20 protein-coding genes and 1 pseudogene are annotated in these 23,628 nt (G+C 49.8%); 8 read left to right on the forward strand and 13 right to left on the reverse strand.

Features of this window, described 5'->3' with window-relative positions; translation table 11 throughout:
* Nucleotides 1-25 precede the first annotated feature (25 nt).
* The 4 genes from OEY58_01410 (at nt 26) to OEY58_01425 (ending at nt 4,819) form a co-directional block, all read left to right on the forward strand.
* Nucleotides 26-730: a P-loop NTPase gene (locus OEY58_01410; GenBank protein MDH5324102.1), complete on the forward strand. Its 705-nt coding sequence runs from the start codon at nt 26-28 to the stop codon at nt 728-730.
* Nucleotides 731-874: 144 nt separating this feature from the next.
* Nucleotides 875-1,732: a PhnD/SsuA/transferrin family substrate-binding protein gene (locus tag OEY58_01415; GenBank protein MDH5324103.1), complete on the forward strand. Its 858-nt coding sequence runs from the start codon at nt 875-877 to the stop codon at nt 1,730-1,732.
* Between the two features lie 9 nt (nt 1,733-1,741).
* Nucleotides 1,742-3,001 carry a diguanylate cyclase gene (locus OEY58_01420; GenBank protein MDH5324104.1) on the forward strand — a complete coding sequence of 420 codons (1,260 nt, stop codon included), beginning with the start codon at nt 1,742-1,744 and terminating at the stop codon, nt 2,999-3,001.
* A gap of 333 nt (nt 3,002-3,334) precedes the next feature.
* A complete protein-coding gene (locus tag OEY58_01425) occupies nt 3,335-4,819 on the forward strand; it encodes a phospholipase D family protein (GenBank protein MDH5324105.1) in 1,485 nt (494 codons plus the stop codon).
* Between the two features lie 160 nt (nt 4,820-4,979).
* Here OEY58_01425 and OEY58_01430 read toward each other — a convergent pair whose 3' ends face one another.
* The 9 genes and pseudogenes from OEY58_01430 to OEY58_01470 form a co-directional block, all read right to left on the reverse strand.
* Nucleotides 4,980-5,576 (reverse strand): alpha-ketoglutarate-dependent dioxygenase AlkB, encoded by a 597-nt coding sequence (locus OEY58_01430; protein ID MDH5324106.1) that lies wholly within the window; start codon nt 5,574-5,576, stop codon nt 4,980-4,982.
* Nucleotides 5,577-5,598: 22 nt separating this feature from the next.
* A complete protein-coding gene (locus OEY58_01435; protein ID MDH5324107.1) occupies nt 5,599-7,692 on the reverse strand; it encodes a DUF3488 and transglutaminase-like domain-containing protein in 2,094 nt (697 codons plus the stop codon).
* Between the two features lie 21 nt (nt 7,693-7,713).
* On the reverse strand, nt 7,714-8,805 hold the full coding sequence (locus OEY58_01440) for a DUF58 domain-containing protein (protein MDH5324108.1): 1,092 nt from the start codon (nt 8,803-8,805) through the stop codon (nt 7,714-7,716).
* Nucleotides 8,806-8,829: 24 nt separating this feature from the next.
* On the reverse strand, nt 8,830-9,825 hold the full coding sequence (locus OEY58_01445; protein ID MDH5324109.1) for a MoxR family ATPase: 996 nt from the start codon (nt 9,823-9,825) through the stop codon (nt 8,830-8,832).
* Nucleotides 9,826-10,425: 600 nt separating this feature from the next.
* A pseudogene (locus tag OEY58_01450) lies at nt 10,426-10,548 on the reverse strand (prepilin-type N-terminal cleavage/methylation domain-containing protein).
* Between the two features lie 530 nt (nt 10,549-11,078).
* Nucleotides 11,079-11,564, reverse strand: a complete 486-nt coding sequence (locus OEY58_01455) for a DUF5658 family protein (protein MDH5324110.1) — start codon at nt 11,562-11,564, stop codon at nt 11,079-11,081.
* Nucleotides 11,565-11,751: 187 nt separating this feature from the next.
* Nucleotides 11,752-12,327 (reverse strand): hypothetical protein, encoded by a 576-nt coding sequence (locus OEY58_01460; GenBank protein ID MDH5324111.1) that lies wholly within the window; start codon nt 12,325-12,327, stop codon nt 11,752-11,754.
* 171 nt (nt 12,328-12,498) lie between these two features.
* Nucleotides 12,499-12,867: a sel1 repeat family protein gene (locus tag OEY58_01465; protein MDH5324112.1), complete on the reverse strand. Its 369-nt coding sequence runs from the start codon at nt 12,865-12,867 to the stop codon at nt 12,499-12,501.
* Nucleotides 12,868-13,240: 373 nt separating this feature from the next.
* Nucleotides 13,241-14,605, reverse strand: a complete 1,365-nt coding sequence (locus OEY58_01470) for an NAD-dependent succinate-semialdehyde dehydrogenase (protein MDH5324113.1) — start codon at nt 14,603-14,605, stop codon at nt 13,241-13,243.
* Between the two features lie 269 nt (nt 14,606-14,874).
* On the opposite strand from OEY58_01470, the gene OEY58_01475 reads away from it, so the two are divergent.
* Nucleotides 14,875-15,870 (forward strand): complex I NDUFA9 subunit family protein, encoded by a 996-nt coding sequence (locus tag OEY58_01475; protein ID MDH5324114.1) that lies wholly within the window; start codon nt 14,875-14,877, stop codon nt 15,868-15,870.
* A gap of 329 nt (nt 15,871-16,199) precedes the next feature.
* On the opposite strand, the gene OEY58_01480 is transcribed toward OEY58_01475, so the two are convergent.
* Complete coding sequence (locus tag OEY58_01480; GenBank protein MDH5324115.1) at nt 16,200-17,249, reverse strand: aminopeptidase; 1,050 nt, start codon at nt 17,247-17,249, stop codon at nt 16,200-16,202.
* Nucleotides 17,250-17,373: 124 nt separating this feature from the next.
* Here OEY58_01480 and OEY58_01485 point away from each other — a divergent pair, with 124 nt between their 5' ends.
* Nucleotides 17,374-18,603: a multifunctional CCA addition/repair protein gene (locus OEY58_01485; protein ID MDH5324116.1), complete on the forward strand. Its 1,230-nt coding sequence runs from the start codon at nt 17,374-17,376 to the stop codon at nt 18,601-18,603.
* A gap of 98 nt (nt 18,604-18,701) precedes the next feature.
* Here OEY58_01485 and mamK read toward each other — a convergent pair whose 3' ends face one another.
* Together mamK and OEY58_01495 are read right to left on the reverse strand one after the other, a co-directional pair.
* Nucleotides 18,702-19,805, reverse strand: a complete 1,104-nt coding sequence (mamK, locus tag OEY58_01490) for a MamK family actin-like protein (protein ID MDH5324117.1) — start codon at nt 19,803-19,805, stop codon at nt 18,702-18,704.
* A complete protein-coding gene (locus OEY58_01495; protein MDH5324118.1) occupies nt 19,735-21,054 on the reverse strand; it encodes an N-acetylmuramoyl-L-alanine amidase in 1,320 nt (439 codons plus the stop codon). The genes mamK and OEY58_01495 overlap by 71 nt, the downstream gene beginning before the upstream one ends.
* Nucleotides 21,055-21,429: 375 nt before the next feature.
* On the opposite strand from OEY58_01495, the gene OEY58_01500 reads away from it, so the two are divergent.
* Together OEY58_01500 and OEY58_01505 are read left to right on the forward strand one after the other, a co-directional pair.
* Nucleotides 21,430-22,038, forward strand: coding sequence for a sigma-70 family RNA polymerase sigma factor (locus OEY58_01500; GenBank protein ID MDH5324119.1), 609 nt, complete (start codon nt 21,430-21,432; stop codon nt 22,036-22,038).
* Entirely contained in the window at nt 22,035-23,282 is a 1,248-nt protein-coding gene (locus OEY58_01505; protein MDH5324120.1) for a hypothetical protein, read from the forward strand. The genes OEY58_01500 and OEY58_01505 overlap by 4 nt, the downstream gene beginning before the upstream one ends.
* Nucleotides 23,283-23,310: 28 nt before the next feature.
* On the opposite strand, the gene OEY58_01510 is transcribed toward OEY58_01505, so the two are convergent.
* Nucleotides 23,311-23,625, reverse strand: a complete 315-nt coding sequence (locus OEY58_01510; protein ID MDH5324121.1) for a DUF4389 domain-containing protein — start codon at nt 23,623-23,625, stop codon at nt 23,311-23,313.
* Nucleotides 23,626-23,628 lie beyond the last annotated feature (3 nt).

The raw sequence follows: 23,628 nt of genomic DNA on the forward strand, positions 1-23,628 counted from the left end.
ACAAACTCTGTCAGCACCCCTTAAAATGCGTAAGATACTGATTTTAAACAGCAAAGGCGGATGCGGTAAATCCACTATTGCCACCAATCTGGCAGCCTATCTGGCCCACAGCGGTCATAGCACCTCACTGCTGGATTACGATAAGCAAGGCTCCAGCATGAATTGGCTGAAGCAGCGCCCGGAACACAAACCTCAAATTCACGGCATAGCTGCCAACAAAAACCGAACCGATGTGACTCTGAGTTTCCAGATGCGTTTACCCGCCAAGGCCGACTGGGTGGTATTGGACGCTCCGGCCGGAGTGACCGGGTTTACCTTGCGTGATTATGTCCGCCGGGTGGACGGCATTATAATTCCGGTTTTGCCCTCCCCCATTGACATTCACGCCACCGCCGGATTTATTAAGGAACTGCTGCTGGTGGGCCGAGCCCGCGCCACGGACACGAAAATTGCCGTTGTCGCCAACCGTGTACGTCAAAATGCCGATGTCTATCAACCCTTGCAACTGTTCCTAAATAGCCTAAAACTGCCGTTCCTGGGCACCCTGCACAGCAGCATGGACTATGTCCGCGCCGCCGAATGCGGCCTGGGTATCCATGAATTGGACAACCCTCGCTGCCCCGAGAGTTGCGACCAGTGGATTCCCATCGCCCAATGGCTTGAGACTCTCTCCGGAAATACCCAAAACCAATCCATTAGCAGTATTTTTCCCAGTTACGCTCATAACTGAATCTCGCCTTCCTCGAACTACACGACGCTCTAAGTCAATATTAAGGTTTGCTTAAGCGCCGCCAATCAGCACCGTATTTGTAAAGAATCTGACACATTTCTCGATAAACTTAGCTAGAGCACTGTTTTAAAGGGTGGAAATAACATGAATAACCGCATCAAAATTCCAATGCTGATTCTATTGATGTTATTAACTCCATCCGTACCGGCAAAATCCAACAACAAGTTAGTATTAACCTTTGGCATATATACCTCCGACAAACCCTCAAAAATGGTCAGGCAATTCCGCCCCATTCTTAACGAACTGGAACAAGCCATGGCGACACAACTGGGCCAGGAGGTTACGATCAAAACCCATGTCGCTCCCAGCTATGAACAGGGATTACAAAACCTGGTGGATGGCCGAGTCGACTTTTCCCGCGTGGGTCCCGCATCCTATGTTTTAGCAAAAAAGGCCGACCCGGCCATCGACTTAGTTGCCATGGAATTGAAAAAAGGCCAAAAGGAATTCTATGGTGTTATCGTGGTTGCACAAGACTCACCCATCAAAACCATCTCCGACCTTAAAGGTAAACGCTTTGCCTTCGGGGATCAAAATTCCACTATTGGCAGGTACTTGTCCCAGCAATATTTATTGCAACACAAAATTCACGCCAAAGACCTGGCTGCCATAGATTACCTGGAACGACATGACGCTGTAGGTGCTGCCGTGGCCTCCGGTTTGTACCATGCCGGTGCATTGAAGCGAAGCACATTTGAACACTTGGTTAAAAAGGGCCACAAATTGCGTGAATTGGCCCGTTTTAGTAACGTCACCAAACCCTGGGTGGCAAAACGGGCACTGGACCCAACCGTTTTCGCCGCTCTGAAAAAATCCCTGCTGGCTCTGAAAGACTCCGCTGGATTAAAACAGCTGAAAAAATCCGGTTTCGCCGACACCACTGACCAAGATTTTGCAGCGATCCACCGCGCTATCGAAGACAACGCATCGTTCTTTCAATAGGCAGGTTCCATGAGATTTTTTAATCGATTTAAACTGTGGCAAATTGCTTTGACCGGCGGGTTCACCTTTGCCGGCCTCACCATGCTTTTATTGCACTGGGCAGCGGTTAACAATGAACTGGAATATCATAAACGCAGTCTGGAACGCAGTTTCAGCGAAATCATTGATGTACTGAGTGCAGGCTCCATGGAAGCCATGATCAGTGAGGACATCCCTTTACTGCAAAGTATTGTAGACCGCAGCATTACCCCGGAACTCGCCAGCGTCATGATTCGCAACGAAGACGGTAACATCCTGGCAAGCCGTAAAAATAAAACACACATAGAATTTCCGTTCAGCATCACCCGAAATGTCCGGTTGGAATCAGAGCTTTTTGGCAGCGTGGAAATCGTCTTTGACCTCAGCAATACTAACCAATCGGTGCACCAACATGTACTGCAGTTGGAATGGCTATTGTTCGGCCTGATTGTTTCCGGCGGCCTGTTGCTTGTCCTGGCCATTCGCCAATTGATGCTGCGCCCCATAGAAAAGCTGCACCAACAAATCAGCTACTTGGCCGAAGGCAACTACACCAAAGCGTTTCAGCTTCATGGCTCGCGGGAATTAACCCAGCTATCTCAGCATATCAATCAATTGGGCAAAATCCTGGAAAACAAACATATTATGGAACAGAATTTTCGCCGGGAACTGCAGAAGGAAGTGGATAAACGCACGGACGAACTGCAAAATCTGTACGAACAAGTTAAGCATCAATCACAACACGACCCGCTTACAGGTCTGGCTAACAGGACATTGTTTTTTGAGCAGTTGGAAAAAAGCATCCTCAAACAACAACACCGTATGGCCATGCTGTTTATCGACCTGGACAATTTCAAAGACATCAATGACCGCCTCGGACACGACCTGGGAGATACCTTTCTGAAGGAAGTCTCAGCACGTTTGAGCAATGCCACCCGACGGGAAGACACTATAGCCCGGTTTGGTGGTGATGAATTTCTGGTATTGCTGAGCAGAATCACTTCCATCTCGGATGCCGTAACAGTTGCGGAAAAAGTCATCAGCACCTTGAACGCCCCTTTCCCCATTGGCGACAATCTGGTGACAACCAGCGCAAGCATAGGTATCAGTCTCTATCCCGACGATGCAGACAATGCCATTGACCTTTTCAAAAAGGCCGACCAAGCCATGTATATGTCTAAACAGGCCGGTAAAGGCGGGTACACTGTGTTTAAGGAAATTCAGTACAATAGATCTAAAAACGGAGACTAACCCGCAAACGGTGGAAAACTCTTTCCGGTAACACACAGAACCGGCCTGTTCGCAGCATATTACCCGGTGACGCCCGGAAAATGTTCATCATCGATGGGCAGTTGCTTATATTCAAAACAGTTCTTTGTTCTCGATTTTTATAGCCGCGCAGCATGGAAGAGCGTCTTTTGCGTATTCCAATGAGCAACATCACGACAACTACTTTGCTATGCTTATGCAAGATGTGGTTTGTTGCTCATCGCCTGTACGGGAGTTACAGATAGGCTCGGCAAAACACGCAAGCTCTGCCCTACGGCTTTGTCAGTGCCCTAACGATCGCTTAATATATCAACCATGAAAAACGAAAACCTGTATAGAATATTATTGGCGCTGTTGCTCAGCGCAAGCTTGCATACCGACGCACTGGCGCAACCACACTCCATAACCACACCCCAGGCAAGGCTGCCAACCACCCCGCACATAGGTCAGAGTGGCAGTTATGTTTTGGAAAAAGGCGAACAGTCCCTGCTTGCCCGTGCCTGGCTCACACAGCGCGCGACTCGCAGCATAGATGTACAATATTTTATCTGGAGCACCGATAACGTCGGCATACTGGCAGCAGAAGCCTTGTTACAAGCCGCTGATCGTGGTGTTAGTATTCGAGTGCTGGTGGATGACTTTCTCATCGATGCCGAAGAACGCACCCTTCTCACACTGGCGGCACACCCAAAGATCCATATTCGCGTTTACAATCCAAGACACCAGGTAGGTGTATCCGCATTCAAACGTTGGATCAATTTGTTCATCGGGTTTCGCCAATCCAACCAACGCATGCACGACAAGGTTTTCATTGTGGACAAACAGACAGCCATCACCGGCGGGCGCAATATGGCCGATGAATACTTTGACTTTGATCATCATTACAATTTTCGCGACCGCGATGTCCTGCTTTCCGGTGAGGTGGTAAACGCCATGAACCAAAGTTTTGAACAGTTTTGGCAGCACGAGCTCAGCGTGCCGGTGGAAACGTTACTGGCCGACGAGTTGAAGAAACTGGACTCTGTAACCATAAACACCGCCTACACCGAGTTACACTCGTATGCGGCAAAACCGGAAAATTTCGCGCCACAGGTGCGCCAAGCACTGACAGACATGGATCAACCCATGCAGCAAATGTTACATCAGCTGCATTGGGGCAAAGTACAATTCGTTAACGATATTCCGGGGAAAAACCCCAACCGGTTCGACCTGGGCGGCGGCGGCCGTTCCACGTCAGCACTGAAACACTTGTTGCTGCAAGCAAAACAAAGCATCACTATCCAATCCCCCTATCTGATTATGCCGGAGGGCGGTATGGAGTTGTTCAAAACACTGCTCGATAAAAAGATAATAATCCGCATTAGCACCAACTCACTGGCGTCCACCGACAACCTTTACGCTTTCAGTGGCTACTTGGCTCAGCGCGAACAGCTGTTGGATCTGGGCTTGAAAATCTTCGAATACAATCCCTTCCCCCATGTCGCCAAGCAACTGTTACGCCCCGAACAACAAGAAAAACCACCGGTTTTCGCTATTCACGCCAAGACCATGGTCATAGACCACCAAACCCTGTATATCGGCACATTCAATTTTGACCCGCGTTCATCCAACCTAAATACCGAAGTAGGCGTTATCATTCACCACCCCGGTTTAGCGCAGCAAGTGGAACAAGCCATAGAAACGGACATGCTACCCGAAAACAGTTGGTCGGCTCATGACAATCCGGACCAACACAGCCCCTGGTGGAAACGAGTCAAGGCGAGGTTTTTTTCCTGGCTGCCTTTGAATCCTGTACTCTAATTGTCCACCGATAATTACCGCTACCGATACAATTGTTGGGTTAGTAACGTAAGCTGAGGGGCGACAGGTAGGCAAATAGCAGATGGTTTGTGTTTGTCGTTAGCTATGGGGATGTGATTCAAGTCTGCCCGGTGGAATACGCAAGCTATTCCACATCGCCCTACAGGTTAACAATATTCCGAAAGGTCAAATTAATACGTGCCTGCTTTTCTATTGCGGTCTTTGGTACGCAGTGTTGCCAATGGTGCTGTAGCTCCCCGGCCATTATTAATAGACTACCACTGTTTAGTTCCAGTTTAACTACCCGTTTGGTTTTTCGATGACGTAATTTGAACACCCGCATCTCCCCCAGGCTCAAGGAAGCGATAAAGGGATTGGGGCCCAACTCCGGTTCCTGATCTGCGTGCCAACCCATGGAGTCTTTGCCATCGCGGTATAAATTGGCCAGCACGCTGTTCAGGGGTTGCTTGCACACTGACTGAATTTGATCGCGCAACTGCAACAACAAAGTATTCCAGGGCAAGGGTGCATGCACAATACCGGAGTAAGCGTAACTGGCGCCTGCATCACCGTACCAGGCTACCCGACGTGGCGCGGCCACCGTTTTCCCATAAATGGTATAGGACTCGGACTGCCACTGCAGGCTTTGCTTTAATTGTTCGAAATAGTCCTGAGAATTTTGCAAAGGTAGAAACTGCGCCACATAAAAGACAAAGCCATCCTCCGCAATTATGTTGTCACCGGGCAAAGTCACCATGCCACGGATTTTAACAAACCAGTTAGAGTTTAAACAGCTTTATGGCTTTTCTATACTGTCGCAATAGCGCCTCTTGAGGTCGGGCGCTGTAGCGCAGGAGATTATACATTTGTGTAATTTGGTAAATGGAAGCGCTCAAATCCGGGCGCACTTTGCACAAGCGTTGAGCGTAGTCCGACGCACTTTCGTGAGCCTGACGAGGCAAACCCACCGACTCCCACAGTCGACAGAAATGTCCATAGGCCTGCACGCATGGATCGGGCTTATGATTGCGGTATTGCAGGGTACTGATTCGACGCAGGCCCAGAAACATAAACCATAACAAAACCGACGACAAACCAAACCAGAACAGACGTAATGCGTTTTCCTTATTTACTACGCCAACCAAGCCTGTCTCCAGCAGTTGCGCCAATTCCCGGGTACGTTGATACCACCATTCAGACAACTGATTCAATATTTGATCCAGTGGCCGGGTCAATGCGTCCTCATCTTGCTTGCGTTGCGGTGGAATCACGGTGGTGGGATCGACGCGCTGCCAACGACCATCCTGCCAAATTTCGGCCCAGGCGTGGGCGCGGGACTGCCGGACTACCACGTAACTTCCATCGCTTCCATCGCTTCCATCGCTTCCATCGCTACTATCCCGGCTCTGGGCTCCCATTGAATCACCACCCATTTTTTCACCACCCATTTTTTCACCACCATAGTAGCCGGTCACCACCCGCGCCGGAACACCGGCGGCACGCATGAGGAACACAAACGCCGATGCATAGTGTTCGCAATATCCGCTGCGGCTTTGAAACAAAAACTCATCCACCGGGTCGCGTGACAGCAAGGGTGCTTGTTTACTGTAAAAAAATGGCTGCGTACGAAAATAATGCAGCACTTGCTGTTTCATCTGTTCGGCTTTATTGGTTGGCGCCAACCCCTGAGCCAGTTGTTGCGCCAAAGTCCGCGCCTGAGGTGCGCCTCGGGAGGGCAGTTGCAAATAGAGCTTGGGATCGGGTAGTGCTTGCCTGCCTGGGTCCAAATACCCCATCCGGTAACTCATGGGTTCAATAAGGCGTCGTGGTAACAGCCACTCACCCTCGCGGCTATAAAACGGTCGCCTCACTCCCTGCAGCTGCAGCCATTGGGAATGGTCCAGACTGTACAGCCAACGCTGCCCATGGGCTTGCAATTCCACCGAATAAGCACCCCTGCCCGAGGCATCGCCGCCCTGCAAAAGATCTTTTATTGAGGACTGCCCGTGACGCGGCATTAAGGTTTCCCTTGAATCCCGACTCCAGGTTTTACCGTCAAACAAAGTCAACACCGGCCCGCGCCAGTACAGTTGCTCCACGGGTTTTGGCGGCGCCTTATCAAAACGCACGCGTAAAGCCACTTCGTTGGATTCCAGCAAACGGCTGATGGTCCCCGGTTGCATACGGTCGCTGATACCGGGTTTTCCCCAATTTGAATCCCAACTCAAAGATGGATCCCACTGCGGTAAGGGATTATTGCGAGGAAACCACGGTGCCGTCACTGCCGTCAGCAGCGCCGCCTGTAACAATACAATAAAAAAGGCGACGCCGTGCGAACCGACACGACCGCGATCGTTCCGCTCCAAATGAGGATATACACTCAGACAATGTATCAACAGTACCTTTTGAGAAGAGGATTGATCCCGTCGAAAAAACAAAGACCCGGCATACAAAAGCAATAACAGCGCAAAAGTTACCAACCAAATAGTGACATAAGAATCGCTGTGTAAAAATGCCAGGATAGCCACCATAAAGCCAAAGGAAAGCACCAGCAACATATCCTTGTCTTGATCCAATCCCAGCAACTTGACAGACAGGGCCAGCACCAGCAAACCCACACCCATGTCCCGACTCATAAAGCCTTCACCGGCAAACAGCACCAGAACAAATCCCGCCACTGTAATCCAGGACAACAGGCGCCGCGTAGGCAATCTACAGTAACCCCATAAAAACCCGGCACGCCATAGAAACAACAGCAGACAGAATAACAAAACCAAGGGAGATAAATTTAAACCATGAGGCAAACAAGCCGCCATCGACCCCGATAACAACATCCATTGTTTGCTGTCACTATCGCGGCGATGCATTTGCATTAACAGGAAACGGGAATAATCTCAAGCCATGGCCAGGGTGCGCAAACACCGGGCCCGGTGCCCTTTGCCCGCGGCCACCTCAATCTGCTTTTCCGGCAACCGCAGTCCAAACGTCAAACCCTGGCGCGAGGCTTTCAATACCGAGTAGGTCATTTGTGACAAACGCCGCTCCGGTTCCAAATTGCTATAATCAGCCCAGTCCACCCACAAGGGTTCCGCTGCGTCAGTATCCCCGGCAGCCGCATTGTCTTTAGGCAAGTCTTTAGGCAAGTCTTTATGCATGTTCTTGGCAGGCACAGGCATGGCTTCCTCGGTCTTTACCATCAAAGATCTGTTCTGTTGAAACAAACTCCAGTGAATCCGCGACACCATATCACCTTGTTGGTAAGGACGCAGTCCCACCAAAGTGTCGTCAGCATCCCGGGTCACCTCAAACTTGGCTTTTGCACGCGGCGTTGACGGTTTGCTGGGAGCAGGATAAACACACTGCGTGGGCAGCGCGGTGGTCAACGTGGACTGAAACAAGGCAAAGGGATAATGACAACGAATTTGCACCGGCCCCAGATCCACTTCACCCCGTTTTGTCGGCGCATACAAAATAGCCCACTGTCCCAAACCGTTCACCAGCGCCACATCATCGCTCTGTTCTTCACCGGCTAAGCGTATTTCCAGGGTTCGATCGCGGCTGAAACCACCGCAATAATCATGAATACCAATCAGCAAAGGAACGGTTTTTCCTACAAACAAATCGGGCTGGGTTAACAAAAACACTTTTAGTTTGCGCACATGGCGCCAACTGTACCATAGAGACAGACCCGCTACGTGACAGGCAAACAGCGTGAACACCACAATCAACGGTTTGCCGTAGTTCACCCCAATGAGTAACAAAGACAGCATCAGAACCAGGAAATACACACCTTCCACGGTCATGCGAATGGATACAGCTGCGGAACCCTCTACAGTGGCCGGTTCAACTGCATTTGTTTCTCCAGCCGGTTGCAACAGGCTGTTTAAGGGCAAAGCGTCTGGCACAATCATATCCGCTTCCGACACCGTATCCTGTTTTGCATGGCTTTTAAAAGAGGGGTCAAACTGTGAGGGACTCAATAACATGACAAGACACTCCGTTAAAGCGGATCAACTTATTGGCATACAGCGCAAGGGCAACATCAATGACTCAGCATCCGTGACTTCATCATCTGCGGCCTGTAAGCGATGCCCCACCACCGTGGGTAACACGGTTTGAATATCTTCCGGTTGAACATGGGTACGCCCATGAATATAGGCCCAGGCTTGAGCGCATTGGCGCAATGCCAATCCGGCTCTGGGAGACAATCCCATTTGATATTGTGAAGACTCGCGACTGAAACGCAGCAATTGTTGCAAATAATCCAGCAGAGGGTCGGCAACAAACACCTGTTCCACTTCCTGCTGCAATTGCAACAAGTTCTCCTGAGTCAGAGCCACGGGTATAGCCGCTGTCTGCGCCCTGCGGCTGCGCGGCGCCCGACCCGCCTGGCCGGACAGCAACAAGCGCTCCGCCGCTTCATCGGGAAACCCCAGCTGCAAGCGCATATGAAACCGGTCCAATTGAGACTCGGGTAAAGCAAACGTACCCAGCTGTTCCTGCGGATTTTGGGTGGCAATCACAAAGAAAGGATCGGGTAAATCGTAGCTGTGGCCATCCACGCTCACTTGCTGCTCTTCCATAGCCTCCAGCAAAGCGCTTTGACAACGGGGTGAAGCCCGGTTGATTTCATCGGCCAGTACAACGGAGGAAAAGATGGGGCCTTTGCGAAATTCGAAATGATGCGCTTCGCCCTGGCGTCGCCCTAATATGACGCCACCGAGAATATCTCCCGGCATGAGATCGGCGGTAAACTGAATGCGGTTGTAACTGAGCCCCAGAGCCTGGGCTAAGGATTGGGCCAAGGTGGTCTTGCCCACACCGGGGCGGTCTTCCAGTAATAAATGCCCCCGCGCCAGTACACAGGCCAGGGCCAGACGCACTTGCCGCTCTTTACCCAGCAAGCGGGCGTTCACCGCCTCGATCACGGCCTCTATCATCATTTGTAGGGGCCGCTGTAAAGCCGCTTGTCTGCTTGTGACGGGAACTTCAGCCGACAGTTTCATAAACCACGTTTCACCTGCGCACGACAAAACAAACACCCCTTTCTTTCTAACTGGAGGGGTGACGAGGGACTACGTGGTTATTGGAGCAAGAAGTGGGCCAGAGAACCCTACATGGTGGTTTGTAACGAAATCTGCGACTCTTCCTCGTCGCAGATTTCCATTACAGATTAGAACTTACCGAAAAGTGGGCCAGTAAGTTGATGGCAAGGTAGTATTTGCAGCATCAATCGCCCAGTTCACTTGAGTACCTGCCGCTGTGCCAATAATAGACAAGGTGTGCCCAGCTAATTCTACAGGAACATCGGAACTCGCTGATCCCGTAATATACTGGCATGCTGCCGGTGTTATGGCTTCAACACCAGTTGGCGTTGCTGCGACGCCCCAAGTTTTCGCAGTCAAACGACCCGTAGTGGCCGATACATTGACGTAAGTTACTGCTTCAACATGGCCGGCACAAGTCGCTGTTCGCGTTGCATCGTTTTCTAAAGCTGTTGTAGGCACCTGCGCAGTGGCTGTTGAAGGCATACTATTAGGATCCATCGCAACTTGAGACTCGAGCAAGCCCTGAAAAGGTCGAAGCGCAGATTGATATGCCATCGCTTCCGTTCGCAGCTGATATGTACGATATTGAGGAATGGCGATTGCCGCCAAAATACCAATAATGGCCAGCACCACCATCAATTCAACCAGGGTAAAACCCTTGTGAGATTTTTGTAATTTCATCGTTGACTCCTATTAAAACCAAAAAAGTTAAAATTAAACTTAACCAGAATAAGAACAAACGACAGGTGGATTGTCAGCGGTGCATTTCGCTTTGATAGTCCGAAATTGATGCAGCACAAGAACATACTAACAACAACTCGAACCGGTCCGGTTTAGTCAGCGAAACACGGAGCTAGAACTCTTAATACTTAGACGTTTATAACCGCTTCACGTCATGGGCCTGTATTTGAAACCACCCTTAAATACATGCCGAGAGTTAACCCAATGCTTCCCTACCCATTCCCCTTCTGTCTTTCCTAGTTACTGATTGCCTAAAGCCTAACGCTTAGGTGATTGTAATATCACTCTACACGCTAAGTCTTGTGTCCTTTTATATTTATTGCCGATTTTGACTTCCTAAACACGGCTTGAAAATAACATAACTATATAACGATAACAACAAACAACACGACGCTGTTATCACGGAGCCATCACACAGTCACGAACGACCATAAAAAAGTTTTGATAGCCTCCACATGCCCCCTACCTTACTACGTAAGTAGCAGGTGACGCAACATGGAAAATTCATAACTGATCAATATCACATAACCCACAACACAAGCCCAGAGCAATTGGGTTCCGTTGACCAGTTTAAACAAGCGATGATGTTTGTGCAGTGCCAGCAAACCGATGCTCATACCGGTAAGTACAAACTTCACGCCCAGAAAGGCATACAGGCTGTGGCCCAGTAACACATCCAAAACCGGGTTCAGTTCACTGCTGCCGTTTTGCAATAAAATGGTGGTGAAAAACGCATCGGTTATAGATAAAGTCATCGCCACCAGGGCCAAGGCGAAAACCTTCGTGCCCATGGTGTCTACGTACGTATTATCGAAACTGTCGTCACCGCGCCGTACTTGCCGGCGGCGTTTACGATACATAGCGTAAATACCGGCTTTTAATACATTTTGACGTCGATCGGTTTTTCGCTGACACGCTGATTGAAAGTTTTCTTCTGCCAATGCAATAGTACTCATAATGCTGTTACCCCGATGCCGCTGAGGCATACTTCTGTGGTCGCCGTTCTGTTGTTATCAGTGGCCAACCATTACTGCTCAATTAATAGCCAAAAATCATACCCCAGGACCTCGGGTCTGTCATGCAATCTTTGCTTTATTTCATAAACAAATATAAGGAACGATTCTTTATTTCTTTATTATTATATCAATCCAGATTACCGGCCAATCGATCGAAGATAAAATCGCTTTGAGAGAGGAAATACCTTTTAAAACCGGGATCAATCTGAGAGCTTTGTTCTACCGTGGCCTTCAGGTTTGAGGATTTGATTTCAGCCACCGCATAAAAACGTTGCTTGGTCGGGTCGCTCCAATAACCAACGATGGGCGGTGTATTGCCACTGCGTTCCACAATACGGCGCACATCCTCTTGCGCCTGTTGTTGAGCGTAACGCCGGCGTTGCGCCACTTCGTTAGCAATATAATCGCGGGACACTACTTGCAGAAAAGATAACAATGCCTGCTGCAAGGCTTGGCGTGCCTGGCGTTCTGCCACAAACGATTGCTGCGCCACCCGACCTTGCAACGGAGCCGACCCGACTCCCTGAAACAAACGGCCCTGGACACTTTGCATGGGGCCACTGCCAAAACTGACCCAATTAGGGCGACCTTGGTCATTGAGATCATTGGATCGAGTGGGCGGGGAGGTACAGGACAGAAGCGCCTGCGCACAAAAACAAAAAAGCAGTAACTCCGGAATTTTCAGAAAAACCGGCCTTGTCACGAAGCCCCCAGTGTATGTTCAGTCCCTTGATGTCAGCTTAGCAGTTTCTAACCCGCAAGCAATGAAGAAATACTCGTCCGTTTCTGAGAAAAAGAAATACCGTTCAAAAACAGGAACAAAAAAAACCGGGCCTTGGCCCGGTTTAATAATCAATCTGATCCAGGCAATCCCTTATTCGCCTAGCTTTTTGCGCCAAAAGGCCGCTTTTTTCTTGTCCTTGGGCAAACCGAACCAACCTTCTTCATAACCGGCTGCCAAATATTCCTGAGCCAGGGGATGTCCCCCTTGCGCTGCTTTTTGGTACCACTCCACCGCTTTTTTCTCATCCATGGGTACACCGGAACCGCTGTGATACAACAAAGCCATATTAAACTGGGCCATGGCATCGCCTTTCTTCGCCAAGGGCTCCCAATTCTTTACCGCTTCCGGATAATCACGGGATTCTGCCGCCAAAAAACCGGCGTTATAATTCGGTTTGGCTACACCCATACCAGCCACACCGGCGAGCATGACACCCACAAGCACACTATGCAATTTCATTGACACTCTCCAAAATACTGAAAATACAGTGAGTTACAACTATTGCTGCCGCAAAACTCACGCACCAGAATTAACTCAACCACTGCTTTTTATATCGGTAAAGCAGCTGTATCTTGAAGCTCAAATCTGTGACGCGGTAAGACAAATTAGGGGATACGTTTTTCCTGAAATCGCATAACTATATATAAGAATGTGATTAGATTGGCTATCGCTTAAATCTGCCCTTTTAACACTGGAAAAAAATGGCAACGCAAAACCAGCGTCTACACGATAATAGAGGCGCTGGGGAAAATCTATCTTCTGCTCGGCGGGTTACGCAGGCTAACCCGCCCTACAAATGCGCACGAACTCAACGATGGTGATTGGACAACAGCTAACGCACCCAAACGGTTTTGGCGTTCATAAACTCCCGCATGCCGTGATGCGACAGCTCTCGGCCATAACCGGAGGCTTTCACCCCGCCAAAAGGCAGGCGCGGATCGCTTTTAACAAAGCCATTGACGAAAGCCGCACCCGACTGTAACTGCAAGGCCACTCGTTCCGCCCGCGCCGTGTTCTGACTCCAGACACTGCCCCCCAGACCAAAGCGGGAGGCATTGGCGACGGCAATAGCCTCGGCTTCGTCTTTCACTCGAATCACGATTGCAACAGGGCCAAACAACTCTTCGTCGTAGGCGCGCATACCCTCACTCACATGATCCAGAATACCGGGCTGATAAAACACCCCTACCCCCGGCAGCGGAGCACACCCGGTCACGGCTACCGCCCCACCAGCGATGCTGTCGCTTACTTGCTGGTGCAACTCATCACGCAAATCGTTGCGGGCCATGGGGGCCAGTGTGGTTGCCGCTGCCATAGGGTCGCCGCTTTGCAACTGCTCCACCGCCGCTTTGAACTGAGCCACAAAAGTGTCAGCTACCGTTTCCACCACAATAAAACGCTTGGCGGCAATACAACTTTGACCACCATTGAGATAACGGGAAATTACCGCGTTTTTCACAGTAAGCTCCATATCCGCATCTTCCAAAACGATGAAAGCATCGGAGCCCCCCAGTTCCAACACCGATTTTTTTAAATGGGCACCGGCCAACGCGGCCACGGCCCGCCCTGCCGTTTCACTGCCGGTCAGGGTCACCGCCGCCACCCTGGGGTCTTCAACCACTCGCCCTACTTTGTCCGAACCAATCATAAGCGTGCGAAACACCCCGGTGGGAAAACCGCACTCATGAAACAATGTCTCGATGGCCAAGGCACATCCGGGCACATTGGAGGCATGCTTTAACAAGGCCGTATTACCCGCCACCATAGCCGGCGCTGCAAAACGAAACACCTGCCAGAAGGGAAAATTCCAGGGCATTATGGCCAGTACCGTACCCAATGGCTGATAGGCTACATAACTCTTACCGGCATCACTTTGAATCACTTCATCCTGCATGAAGGCGGGTCCGTGTTCAGCGTAATATTCACAACCCCCGGCGCATTTTTCAATTTCCGCCTCGGATTCGGCGTAGAGTTTACCCATCTCCCGGGTAATCAATTCGGCCAATGCCTGTTTTTTCTGCCGCAACACCTGGGCCATTTTCGTCACTAATTCACATCGCTGCGATAAGGGTGTTGCCGCCCACGCCGCATTCGTTGCGTAGACCTGAGATACAGTCTGATTCAGTTGGTCGTCGTTCCAGGTCTCGTATTTTTGCAAGGTTTCGTTATTGGCGGGATTAATGGAAACAAAAGACATGACTTCTCCTACGTGAGCACATCAAAGTAAACTGGATTAATGACCTAATTATAATCCGACAGGGACGCAGTTGCGGCCGTTTTTTATCGGGGCGTATCTCAAAATCTATCGAAAAGTGGAGTTTACACGAAGTAAATGCGCATCTAAAAAAGGCGACAACGAAGTATCAACGGAAAAGATTGATTTTGAGATAGGTTCTACCTTGACGTCCGGCTCCAGCTTGCGCACAATTTCATCTCTCCATAACAATCAAAACCGAGGACAGGATAGTGGCTAATACAGGCAGTACCGGTGGTTATTCAACCAAAGCTAAAACCATATGCGTTCTGGGAGGCACCGGCTTTGTTGGCCAACATGTAGTCAATCAGCTCACAAAGAACCGAGTCCATGTCAAAGTCCTCACACGCCGTCGCGAAAACCATCGTGACCTGCTGGTTTTCCCCACCGTAGAATTGATTGAAGCGGACATACACGATGCAGCGCAACTGAAACAACATTTTAAAGGCTGCGACGCGGTGATTAATTTAGTGGGCATTTTATACGAAGGTAGCAAAAAACAAACATTCCAGGCCGCTCATGTGGAACTGGCGCGTAAAGTCATTGATGCCTGCAAGGCAACACGGGTAAAACGCCTGCTGCACATGAGCGCATTGCATGCCGATGCCGGTCGTGGCACCAGCCGTTATTTGCGTTCCAAAGGAGAAGCCGAAAACCTGATACACACCACCAAAAGCCTCAACGTTACCAGTTTTCGTCCTTCGGTTATTTTTGGGCCGGAAGACAACCTTCTCAATCGCTTTGCTGCCTTGCTGCGAATGACACCCAAACCCTTACCCATACTACTGCCTTGCGCCAAAACACGCTTCGCCCCTATCTATGTGGAAGACGTGGCCACGATCATTTGCCAATCCGTAGACAACCGTGCCTGTTTCGGCAAACACTATAATTTGTGTGGTCCTAAGCAGTATACGTTTAAGGAATTGATGCAATATACCGGAGAATTAATTGGCGAGAAACGCATGATATGGGGTTTAGGGGCAGGGCTTTCCAAACTGCAAGCTATTGTGTTCAGCCTGTTACCGGGGCATTTGTTTACCGTCGATAATTATTTATCCATGCGCACCGACAGTGTTTGTAAGGAAGAATTTCCAGCGGATTTTAATCTGACACCCAAATCCCTGGACAATATTGCACCGCTGTATTTAACCCAAGCCCAAGCCCGAGGTCGATTTTTTCAATACCGACAACATGCCAGACGGGATTAAATCAGCCAGCCAGCTCTACAATACCACTCAACATAAGGGTAAGATTGGATTAGTGCGTAATCCGCAATGCCTATGTCGCAGCGTGAACTGCCGTGTGAAAAGCGATGGTAGTAAGAAGTTTCCTAGTCACTTCACCTTTCGCCCGCGTGGGCAAAAAAGCTTGCCCACTCTACAGTTGCACTCTGCACAGCCCCTTCGATGGTGGTTCGACAGTAGGGCATGGGCGGCTTACCCAAAAATACAACGATGCTCAGTTGTTTTGGGGCTTGTGACGATGTGAGTAAGATGGTATCTACGATTTTATTCGCCTATGGCGGAACGAGCGAGATCTACTCAGATAGCAGCGCTTCTATTGCTTTGCTTCGTTCGTCTTTATCCAGGTCGCCGATAGCGGCGGCGGCTTGATAAAACGCACTTAGGTCGTTCCGGTTTTGTTCCAGCAATCGGGTAAAAGCCGGAACGTAATCCTGATAGGTGGCAACGGCACCCAAGCGGGCGTTGTTCACGTCTTTTGCGAACCACTTATCATAACGGTCATCCCCACCCCAGGACTGTTTCAACTGTGCATATTCCTGGTGCATCACTGCAATGATATCGGCTTTACCCTGGCGCTTTTGTTCATCGCTTAGGCTGGAAGCATACAATTGCCTGAGTTTTTTTGTCGTCGCCGCCACCAGTTGCAAAAACTCTTTGCGTAACTTTTGTCGTTTTGCAAAGGCCTGGTTCAACTCAGGCGAGTTACGCTGTTGCAACCAACGTTGTACACCAACGATCTCCACCGTTTTGGCAAAGCCTTCGTTAAAGGCCGTATCACCCTTAACAAACAATTGTTGATGCGCCAATTCATGAAACACCAGCCCGGCCAGGGCTGCTTCGTTGCGTTTCAAAATCGTGCTTAGCATGGGGTCATCGAACCAACCCAGGGTGGAATAAGCCGCTACACCGTAAACCGCAACATCCAAACCCTGCTGCCGCATTTCCTGCCCCAAAGCCTGGGCATCGGCTTCGGCAAAATATCCCCGGTAACGCAGGCATCCCACAATGGGAAAACACCACTCATGCATTTGCAAAGACAACTCCGGCGCGGCTACCACGTTCCACACCACATAGGGCCGGTCCAAGGCCACATACTCGCGATAGCTGTCATTATCCGGCAAGGCCAAACGTTCACTGGCAAAACGGCGTATTTCCAAAACCTGTTGTAATCGTTGTTTCAATTGAGCGTTGGTGGCCTCGTCCTCCAGCAAATCGCTGATTGGCTCGGCATTCCACCACAAACTCAGTTGTCCCATGGCCGATTGACTGTAATAGCCGACGCTGGAACAAGCGCTCAACACGGTTATGGAGAAAATGACACAAAAACCCTGATAAAATTTCATAAGATGCTCGGATGCAATAATTCCACCAAATGGTGACCGGTTCACCAAAGGTCCAAGCAATGTATAATAGCATGGGTTTCCCTTGGATTATTGTGCGCTTTTTGCGCCATTGCAGGATACACACTTGGAGATATATCTGGTCGGCGGTGCGGTACGCGATACCTTATTGGGCCTTGTTCCCAAGGAGCATGACTGGGTGGTGGTGGGAGCCACGGCGGAACAACTGCTGCATTTGGGGTATAAACAAGTGGGACGAGATTTTCCTGTGTTCCTGCATCCCAAGAGCCACGACGAATACGCCCTGGCCCGTACCGAACGCAAAACCTCACCCGGTTACACCGGTTTTGAGGTATTTGCCGATCCTAACGTCACACTGGAACAAGACCTGGAGCGACGCGACTTAACCATCAATGCCATCGCTCAAAGTGAGGATGGCAAGCTTATCGACCCGTTTCATGGCCGACGCGATTTGGAGCAAAAATTATTGCGCCATGTCTCCCCCGCCTTTGTGGAAGATCCGGTAAGAATATTACGAGTAGCCAGGTTTGCGGCCCGTTTTGAAGGTTTTACGGTTGCCCCTCAAACCTTGGAACTGATGCGAGAAATGGTGAACCGGGGCGAAGTAGACGCACTGGTGCCGGAACGGGTTTGGAAAGAACTCTCCCGCGCTTTGCTCATGCCACAACCGCAACGCTTTATTGAAGTGTTACGCGACTGCGGCGCGTTAACACGCTTATTGCCGGAAGTGGATAGACTGTTTGGCGTGCCGCAATCACCACAACACCACCCGGAAGTGGATACGGGAATACACACTTTGTTGGTATTACAACAAGCCGCGCGTTTGTCGGAAGACAGCCGGGTACGGTTTGCCGCCTTGTTACACGATGTAGGTAAAGGTGAAACACCACCGGAACTGTGGCCCAAACATCGGGAACATGAAGCCGCCGGCATTCCTCTGGTAAACGCCTTGTGTCAACGTTTTCGTGTACCCAATGATCACAAAGACCTGGCCCTGCAGGTCACCCGGTATCATTTATTTTTTCATCGCGCTCTGGAGCTCAGTGCAGAAGACATTCTGAACTTGCTGCAAAACCTGGATGCATGGCGAAAACCGGAACGCTATGAGTTGTTTCTGCTGGCCTGCGAAGCGGATGCACGAGGCCGACCCGGTTATGAAACCTTGGACTACCCTCAAGGCCGGGTACTGCGCCAGGCTCTGCAAGCCGCACAAGGGATTAGTGCACAAACCTTAATGCAACAAGGGTTGAAAGGTGCCGCCTTGGGCCAAGCGATAAACCGCTTGCGATTGGAGGCCATAGACACCGCAATTTGCAACACCAAAAGCGAAACCTGATAGGCCACATAAAAAAACCGCCGTGCTCTTTGTCTCCCCTGCTTGTATCAACGAGGAACAAAGAAACGGCGGTTTCTCCAGTCTGATATAGCTGTGACTTATTCTTCAGACAATAGATCTTCCCAGTATTGATCCGGCATATCTTCAGCCAAAGCCAAAGCACCATCGGCACCGGCAAAAATAGGATCATCCACCACGGTGACGGTACACGGCCCATCTTCACTCACGGCTTCTTCAATGGCACGAGCAAAACCGCGAATCTGACTGCCACCACCGGCGAGAATCACATTTTCCCGTACAACCGCCTGGTATTCCGGGTCAAACCGGGAAATCAATTCCAGCGTGTTTTCGATGATAGCCGGCAATACGCTTTCACAAGCTTTTTGCATCTCAGCGGTAATATCGTGGATCATAATACGGCCACTGACCGGGATTTCCACTTCCACCTTACCCTTGGGTTTTCCCACAAAGCTGTATTGCTCTTTCCACAGCCGCACCATATTCATATTGAAATCCGACTCTGGAAATTTTTCCTTGAGCTGATTGAATAAATGCTGATCAATATAATCACCTGCGGCTACAATCGTGCGTTGATCCTCATCTCTGGGCATGGAACCGTGCATGATACAAAAGTCTATCGTACCCGCCCCCATGTCGATGACCACTGCATTATTCAATACCTGGCGGCCATAGGCAGCAGAGAAAGGCTCGGATACCACCATCAAGGAATCCACAAAATCCTGAGCTGCACGTTTAATAGCCAGCTTATTGGATCTTAAAGACTCAGAGGGAACCCCAACAACGGCGTAGACCGTCTGGCTCTCTTTGACTTCCACCAAATCCAATAAATGCGCCACCAACTCGCGCACAGCTTCCTCGTTGCGATTGGATTCTTTGATCACTCCTTGCTCTAAAGGACGGTATAAGTCCAGAGACAAACGGTTCTCACGAGCTTCTTCGCCATATAAGATGGGCACACCGAGCACTTTTTGAGCAATAAAATCTTTGGGCCAACCCACATAACTCTCCACCCACTTACGCTTACCATTGCTGGCAGATATGGCGCTTCTGGATGTGCCCAGGTCAATACCGACCCTCAATACGTTTGATGTGCGTGTAACTGCACTGCTGCTACGGCTTTTCTTTGCCGGGGCGCTGCTTGTGCTTTTTCGCTTGGGCGAGGTTTTCTTTTTCTTCGCCATTCGATCCGCCTCCTGATCCTAATGTAATAGTTTTATTTAAATAGTTTACGATTCCTTTTTCAAGAAACTTCGCAATTTTATCACGGTACACCGAAGATTTTAGACGCCATTCTTCCTGTTCGCTGTTAATACTGGCCACTTCGGTCAATATGCTGGGAGCATCGATGCCCAATAGTACAACAAAGGGGGCCGGTTTGATGCCATGATCCCTGGCTTTTCGATTGACTTTCTTTGCATACGCAAACAAATTCTCTTGCACTGATTGGGCCAACTCCCTGGACTCCTGAAATTTCATGGTATCGGAGACCTTTTTAACCATAGCCTTAAAATCACCGAAATTATAATGTGAATCGGCATTCTCTCGCAAAGCCAAAGCTTCTACAGTTTTATCTTTATTGGGGCCAAAGTAAAAGGTCTCAACAAAATTAACCTGTTCACCGGGAAAATAATTCACGTGTATGGATATAAATAAATCCGCATTGTTGGCATTAGCAAAGGCTACGCGTTGACTCAAGGAGACAAAAGTATCCGCATCCCGCGTCATCAACACATTATATTCACCCCTTGCTTGTAAACGATCCCGCAATTCTAAAGCAATTGCCAAAGCAATGTCTTTTTCAAAAGTACCCAGTTTACCTGTCGCCCCGGGATCTTTGCCACCGTGCCCCGGATCAATCACAATGGTACTCACGCCCAAACCAAACAAATGAGCCAAAGGGACGCCTGGAGAACTGAGACTTTCCAGATGATCCATAGCCTGTTCGTGCTCCTCAGTGTTCAAGCCGGGTACGGGAACATTAGGGTATGGAGATACAGCATCTGTCACGGACGGTCCGTCCTGCATCTGTACAGTTTTTACACTCTCGGAATGCTTTGTTTCCAACCCGGTCTTTATGTGCGCATCCGCCTCGCTTTGTTCCCAGGCGACATCCAATAGATTTTGATCAAAAGGCAATTCCCACTGGGTAATGATGACGCCGGTATACACTGTAGCCACCAACACAGCGGCCATAAGCAACCAAAACGTGGAATTGTTGTTACGGTAACTAAAGGCAGGATAGGGTTTGGGTTTGGGTCGCAAACCGCTGTTTGCGTCCAGATCGATACTTACATTGTTTTCATACAACTGCTGCAGTATCTGATCCCGTGCGTCGGAGCTTATGTTTTGGGAACGACGGTTTTGGGACCGACGGTCTTGAGGATCTATGAGGTTTTGAGGGCGTCGAGGTTTGCGGTTCCAGCCAGACATCGTCAAAATTCACCTCGAACATATTAACCATTGCCTCACACACCAGAACAGCGGTAACAAAACCGTGATCTTACCCAATAGCTTTGTCTTGAAAACGACAAATCGTCAACATTTTGACGCCGTCGCGCAACCCGGGATGATCCTAAGCAACGGATTCCCGGACAGAAAAAGCCAATGCTTATAAAATAGCAAGTTGCAAGCCAAACAAATCGAAGCAACCTCTGATCAAGTTTTAACCCTATTTACTGGGTGTCTGCGTTTATAAATAGTATGTGCCGTCCAACTTCAGTTAAGACTCAAATCCATCCGTTCCTGTACGGCAGTCCGGGCGTAAACGCATACCCGGCTGACAGGATTTACGGTATAGTCTGCTCCTTGAACGATCACACTCGCAAGCGCGTGCTAAACGACAAATCCGACGAACAACTAATGTCCCTGTACCGCCAAGGAAACACAGAGGCTTTTTCAGAATTGTATAGACGCAACAAAGCGCCTCTGTATCGTTATTTCCTACGCCAAACCCGGCATGGCGCTATCGCTGAGGAATTGAGCCAGGACGTCTGGACCAATATTGTGCGATCCCGACAAAGTTACAAATCCACCGCCAAGTTCACCACCTATTTATATCAAGTTGCCCATAACCGACTGGTAGACCATATTCGACGCAGTCAATCGCGCCCCGTTGAAAACTTGACCGCGATCTCGCTAACGCAGGCGACTGATCCAAACAACAAAGATTGCGAACCCAGTCGCAGCAGTGATCAACCGGAACAACAGGCCCAATCCCTGGAAGCCGGCCAACGACTGCTGACCTTGTTGCAACAATTGCCCGAAGAGCAACGGGAAGCGTTTATTTTAAAAGAGGAAGCAGGATTGTCTTTGCTCGAAATTGCTTCCGTTACCGGCGTCAATGTAGAAACCGCAAAAAGTCGCTTGCGCTATGCCGTAGCCAAACTAAAAGAAGGAATGGTTGGTTTTTTATGAACGATACGCCAAACAATTCCAACCATGATGACCATAATGACACTGAGCGTCGTTTGTCGGAGCTGTACCGCCTCACCAGCCGGGAACAACCGTCGGCGCAGCTGGATGACGCCATCTTGAAACGGGCGCAGGCCGAAGCCAAATCCATTAAAAGCAACAGCCCATTTGGCAGTCATTGGAGCATCCCCATGTCCATGGCCGCCGTGTTGGTTTTAAGCGTGAGTATATTATTGACCATAGACCGCGAATCTCCCCAGCTCATAGACCGTAGCCCCGAACCACTGCCGTTGGAAACTTTCAATGAACCCGTATCGCCATCTGCTGATCCGAGCGTTGCAAAAACCGTAACATCTCAGCCGTCTCAACATTTAATGCCGCACACAACACCGGGCCCTGACGACAGTCCGAGCACGGAAGAGAACCAAACATTTCACACAGAGACCCAGCAAGACAAACAAAGTGGCATTATGCAGGCAGACAATCTGGAGCAAACACCGCATGCCGAGATGGCGAAGTCGAAACAAGCGGCCAAGCAAAAACCGGCTAAAGATTCGGATGTGACCGCAGCGTCCCCTCCTGCTTTATCACTAAAAATCCCACACGCGGCGGAATCCAAAAAAAGGGCAAGCACCCAAGCAAGTGAACGCCGGGAGAAAGCACTGACTCGATCTTATGTACCCGGAGAACCCCATACACCGGAACTCAGTCGCAGCCGTGAAGCGAAACAAGATTCAATGGGATTAACACCGCAAACATCGGCACAGCCAACAGCCCCGATACCCAGGGTCACCGCACCGACAAGCATGCTCGAATCCGAGTCTGCGCCCATGGCTGCGGAATCATTTGTTGCAGAGAATCCAGCGTCTGCTTTGGAGTTAACATCAACAGAGTCGATGACACCGGCACCGGCACCGGCACCGGCAACACCACAAACACAAACACAAACACAAGCATTCGCCGCCGCCAATGGCTGCCACCGACTAAGCCAGAGTGCCTGCCTCAACTCCGATCGTTGCGTCTTGGAACAGACAAACCCACGATCCTATCGATGTCGTGCGGCAGGCAATCATTGCGAACTCAATTTCTTCCAAGACCTGGACGAAGCGGCCAGTTGCGAAACTAAACCGGGTTGCGAATTTGTAAAAGCCCGTTGTTATTGTGCTCCGGGAAAAACCTGCTCCTGCACAGGCGGAACGCCGGCACTCTGTCGAGCTAAAAAGAGCCAAGTCAAAAAGAAAGAATAACGGAAGGAAGCCTAAACTTTTGTTATCGTCAGCTTTTGTCGACGTCACCGGGCTCAGACATCGGCTGTTCTGACTTTGGCCATTCATCAAAAGGAAAGGGTTTATCTTCCCGGTTATAGGTAAGAAACAAAAACACCTGATAAACAAACCGGCTCAATTCTTCACCAAAAACCAGCAAGCGCTCGTTCTTTTCCGCACTCAACAACACAAAGCCAAATTGCAGTACCACAACGATGAGCAGGACAACCTCTGCCACCGAATAAATCAAACCAAACAACACCATGAATACGGCTCGTCCCCAAGTACCGCTTTGGCCGATGTTTTCTTTAATATCCGGATCCATTCT

The sequence above is a fragment of the Gammaproteobacteria bacterium genome (assembly GCA_029882975.1).
Classification (GTDB): domain Bacteria; phylum Pseudomonadota; class Gammaproteobacteria; order SZUA-152; family SZUA-152; genus JAJDNG01.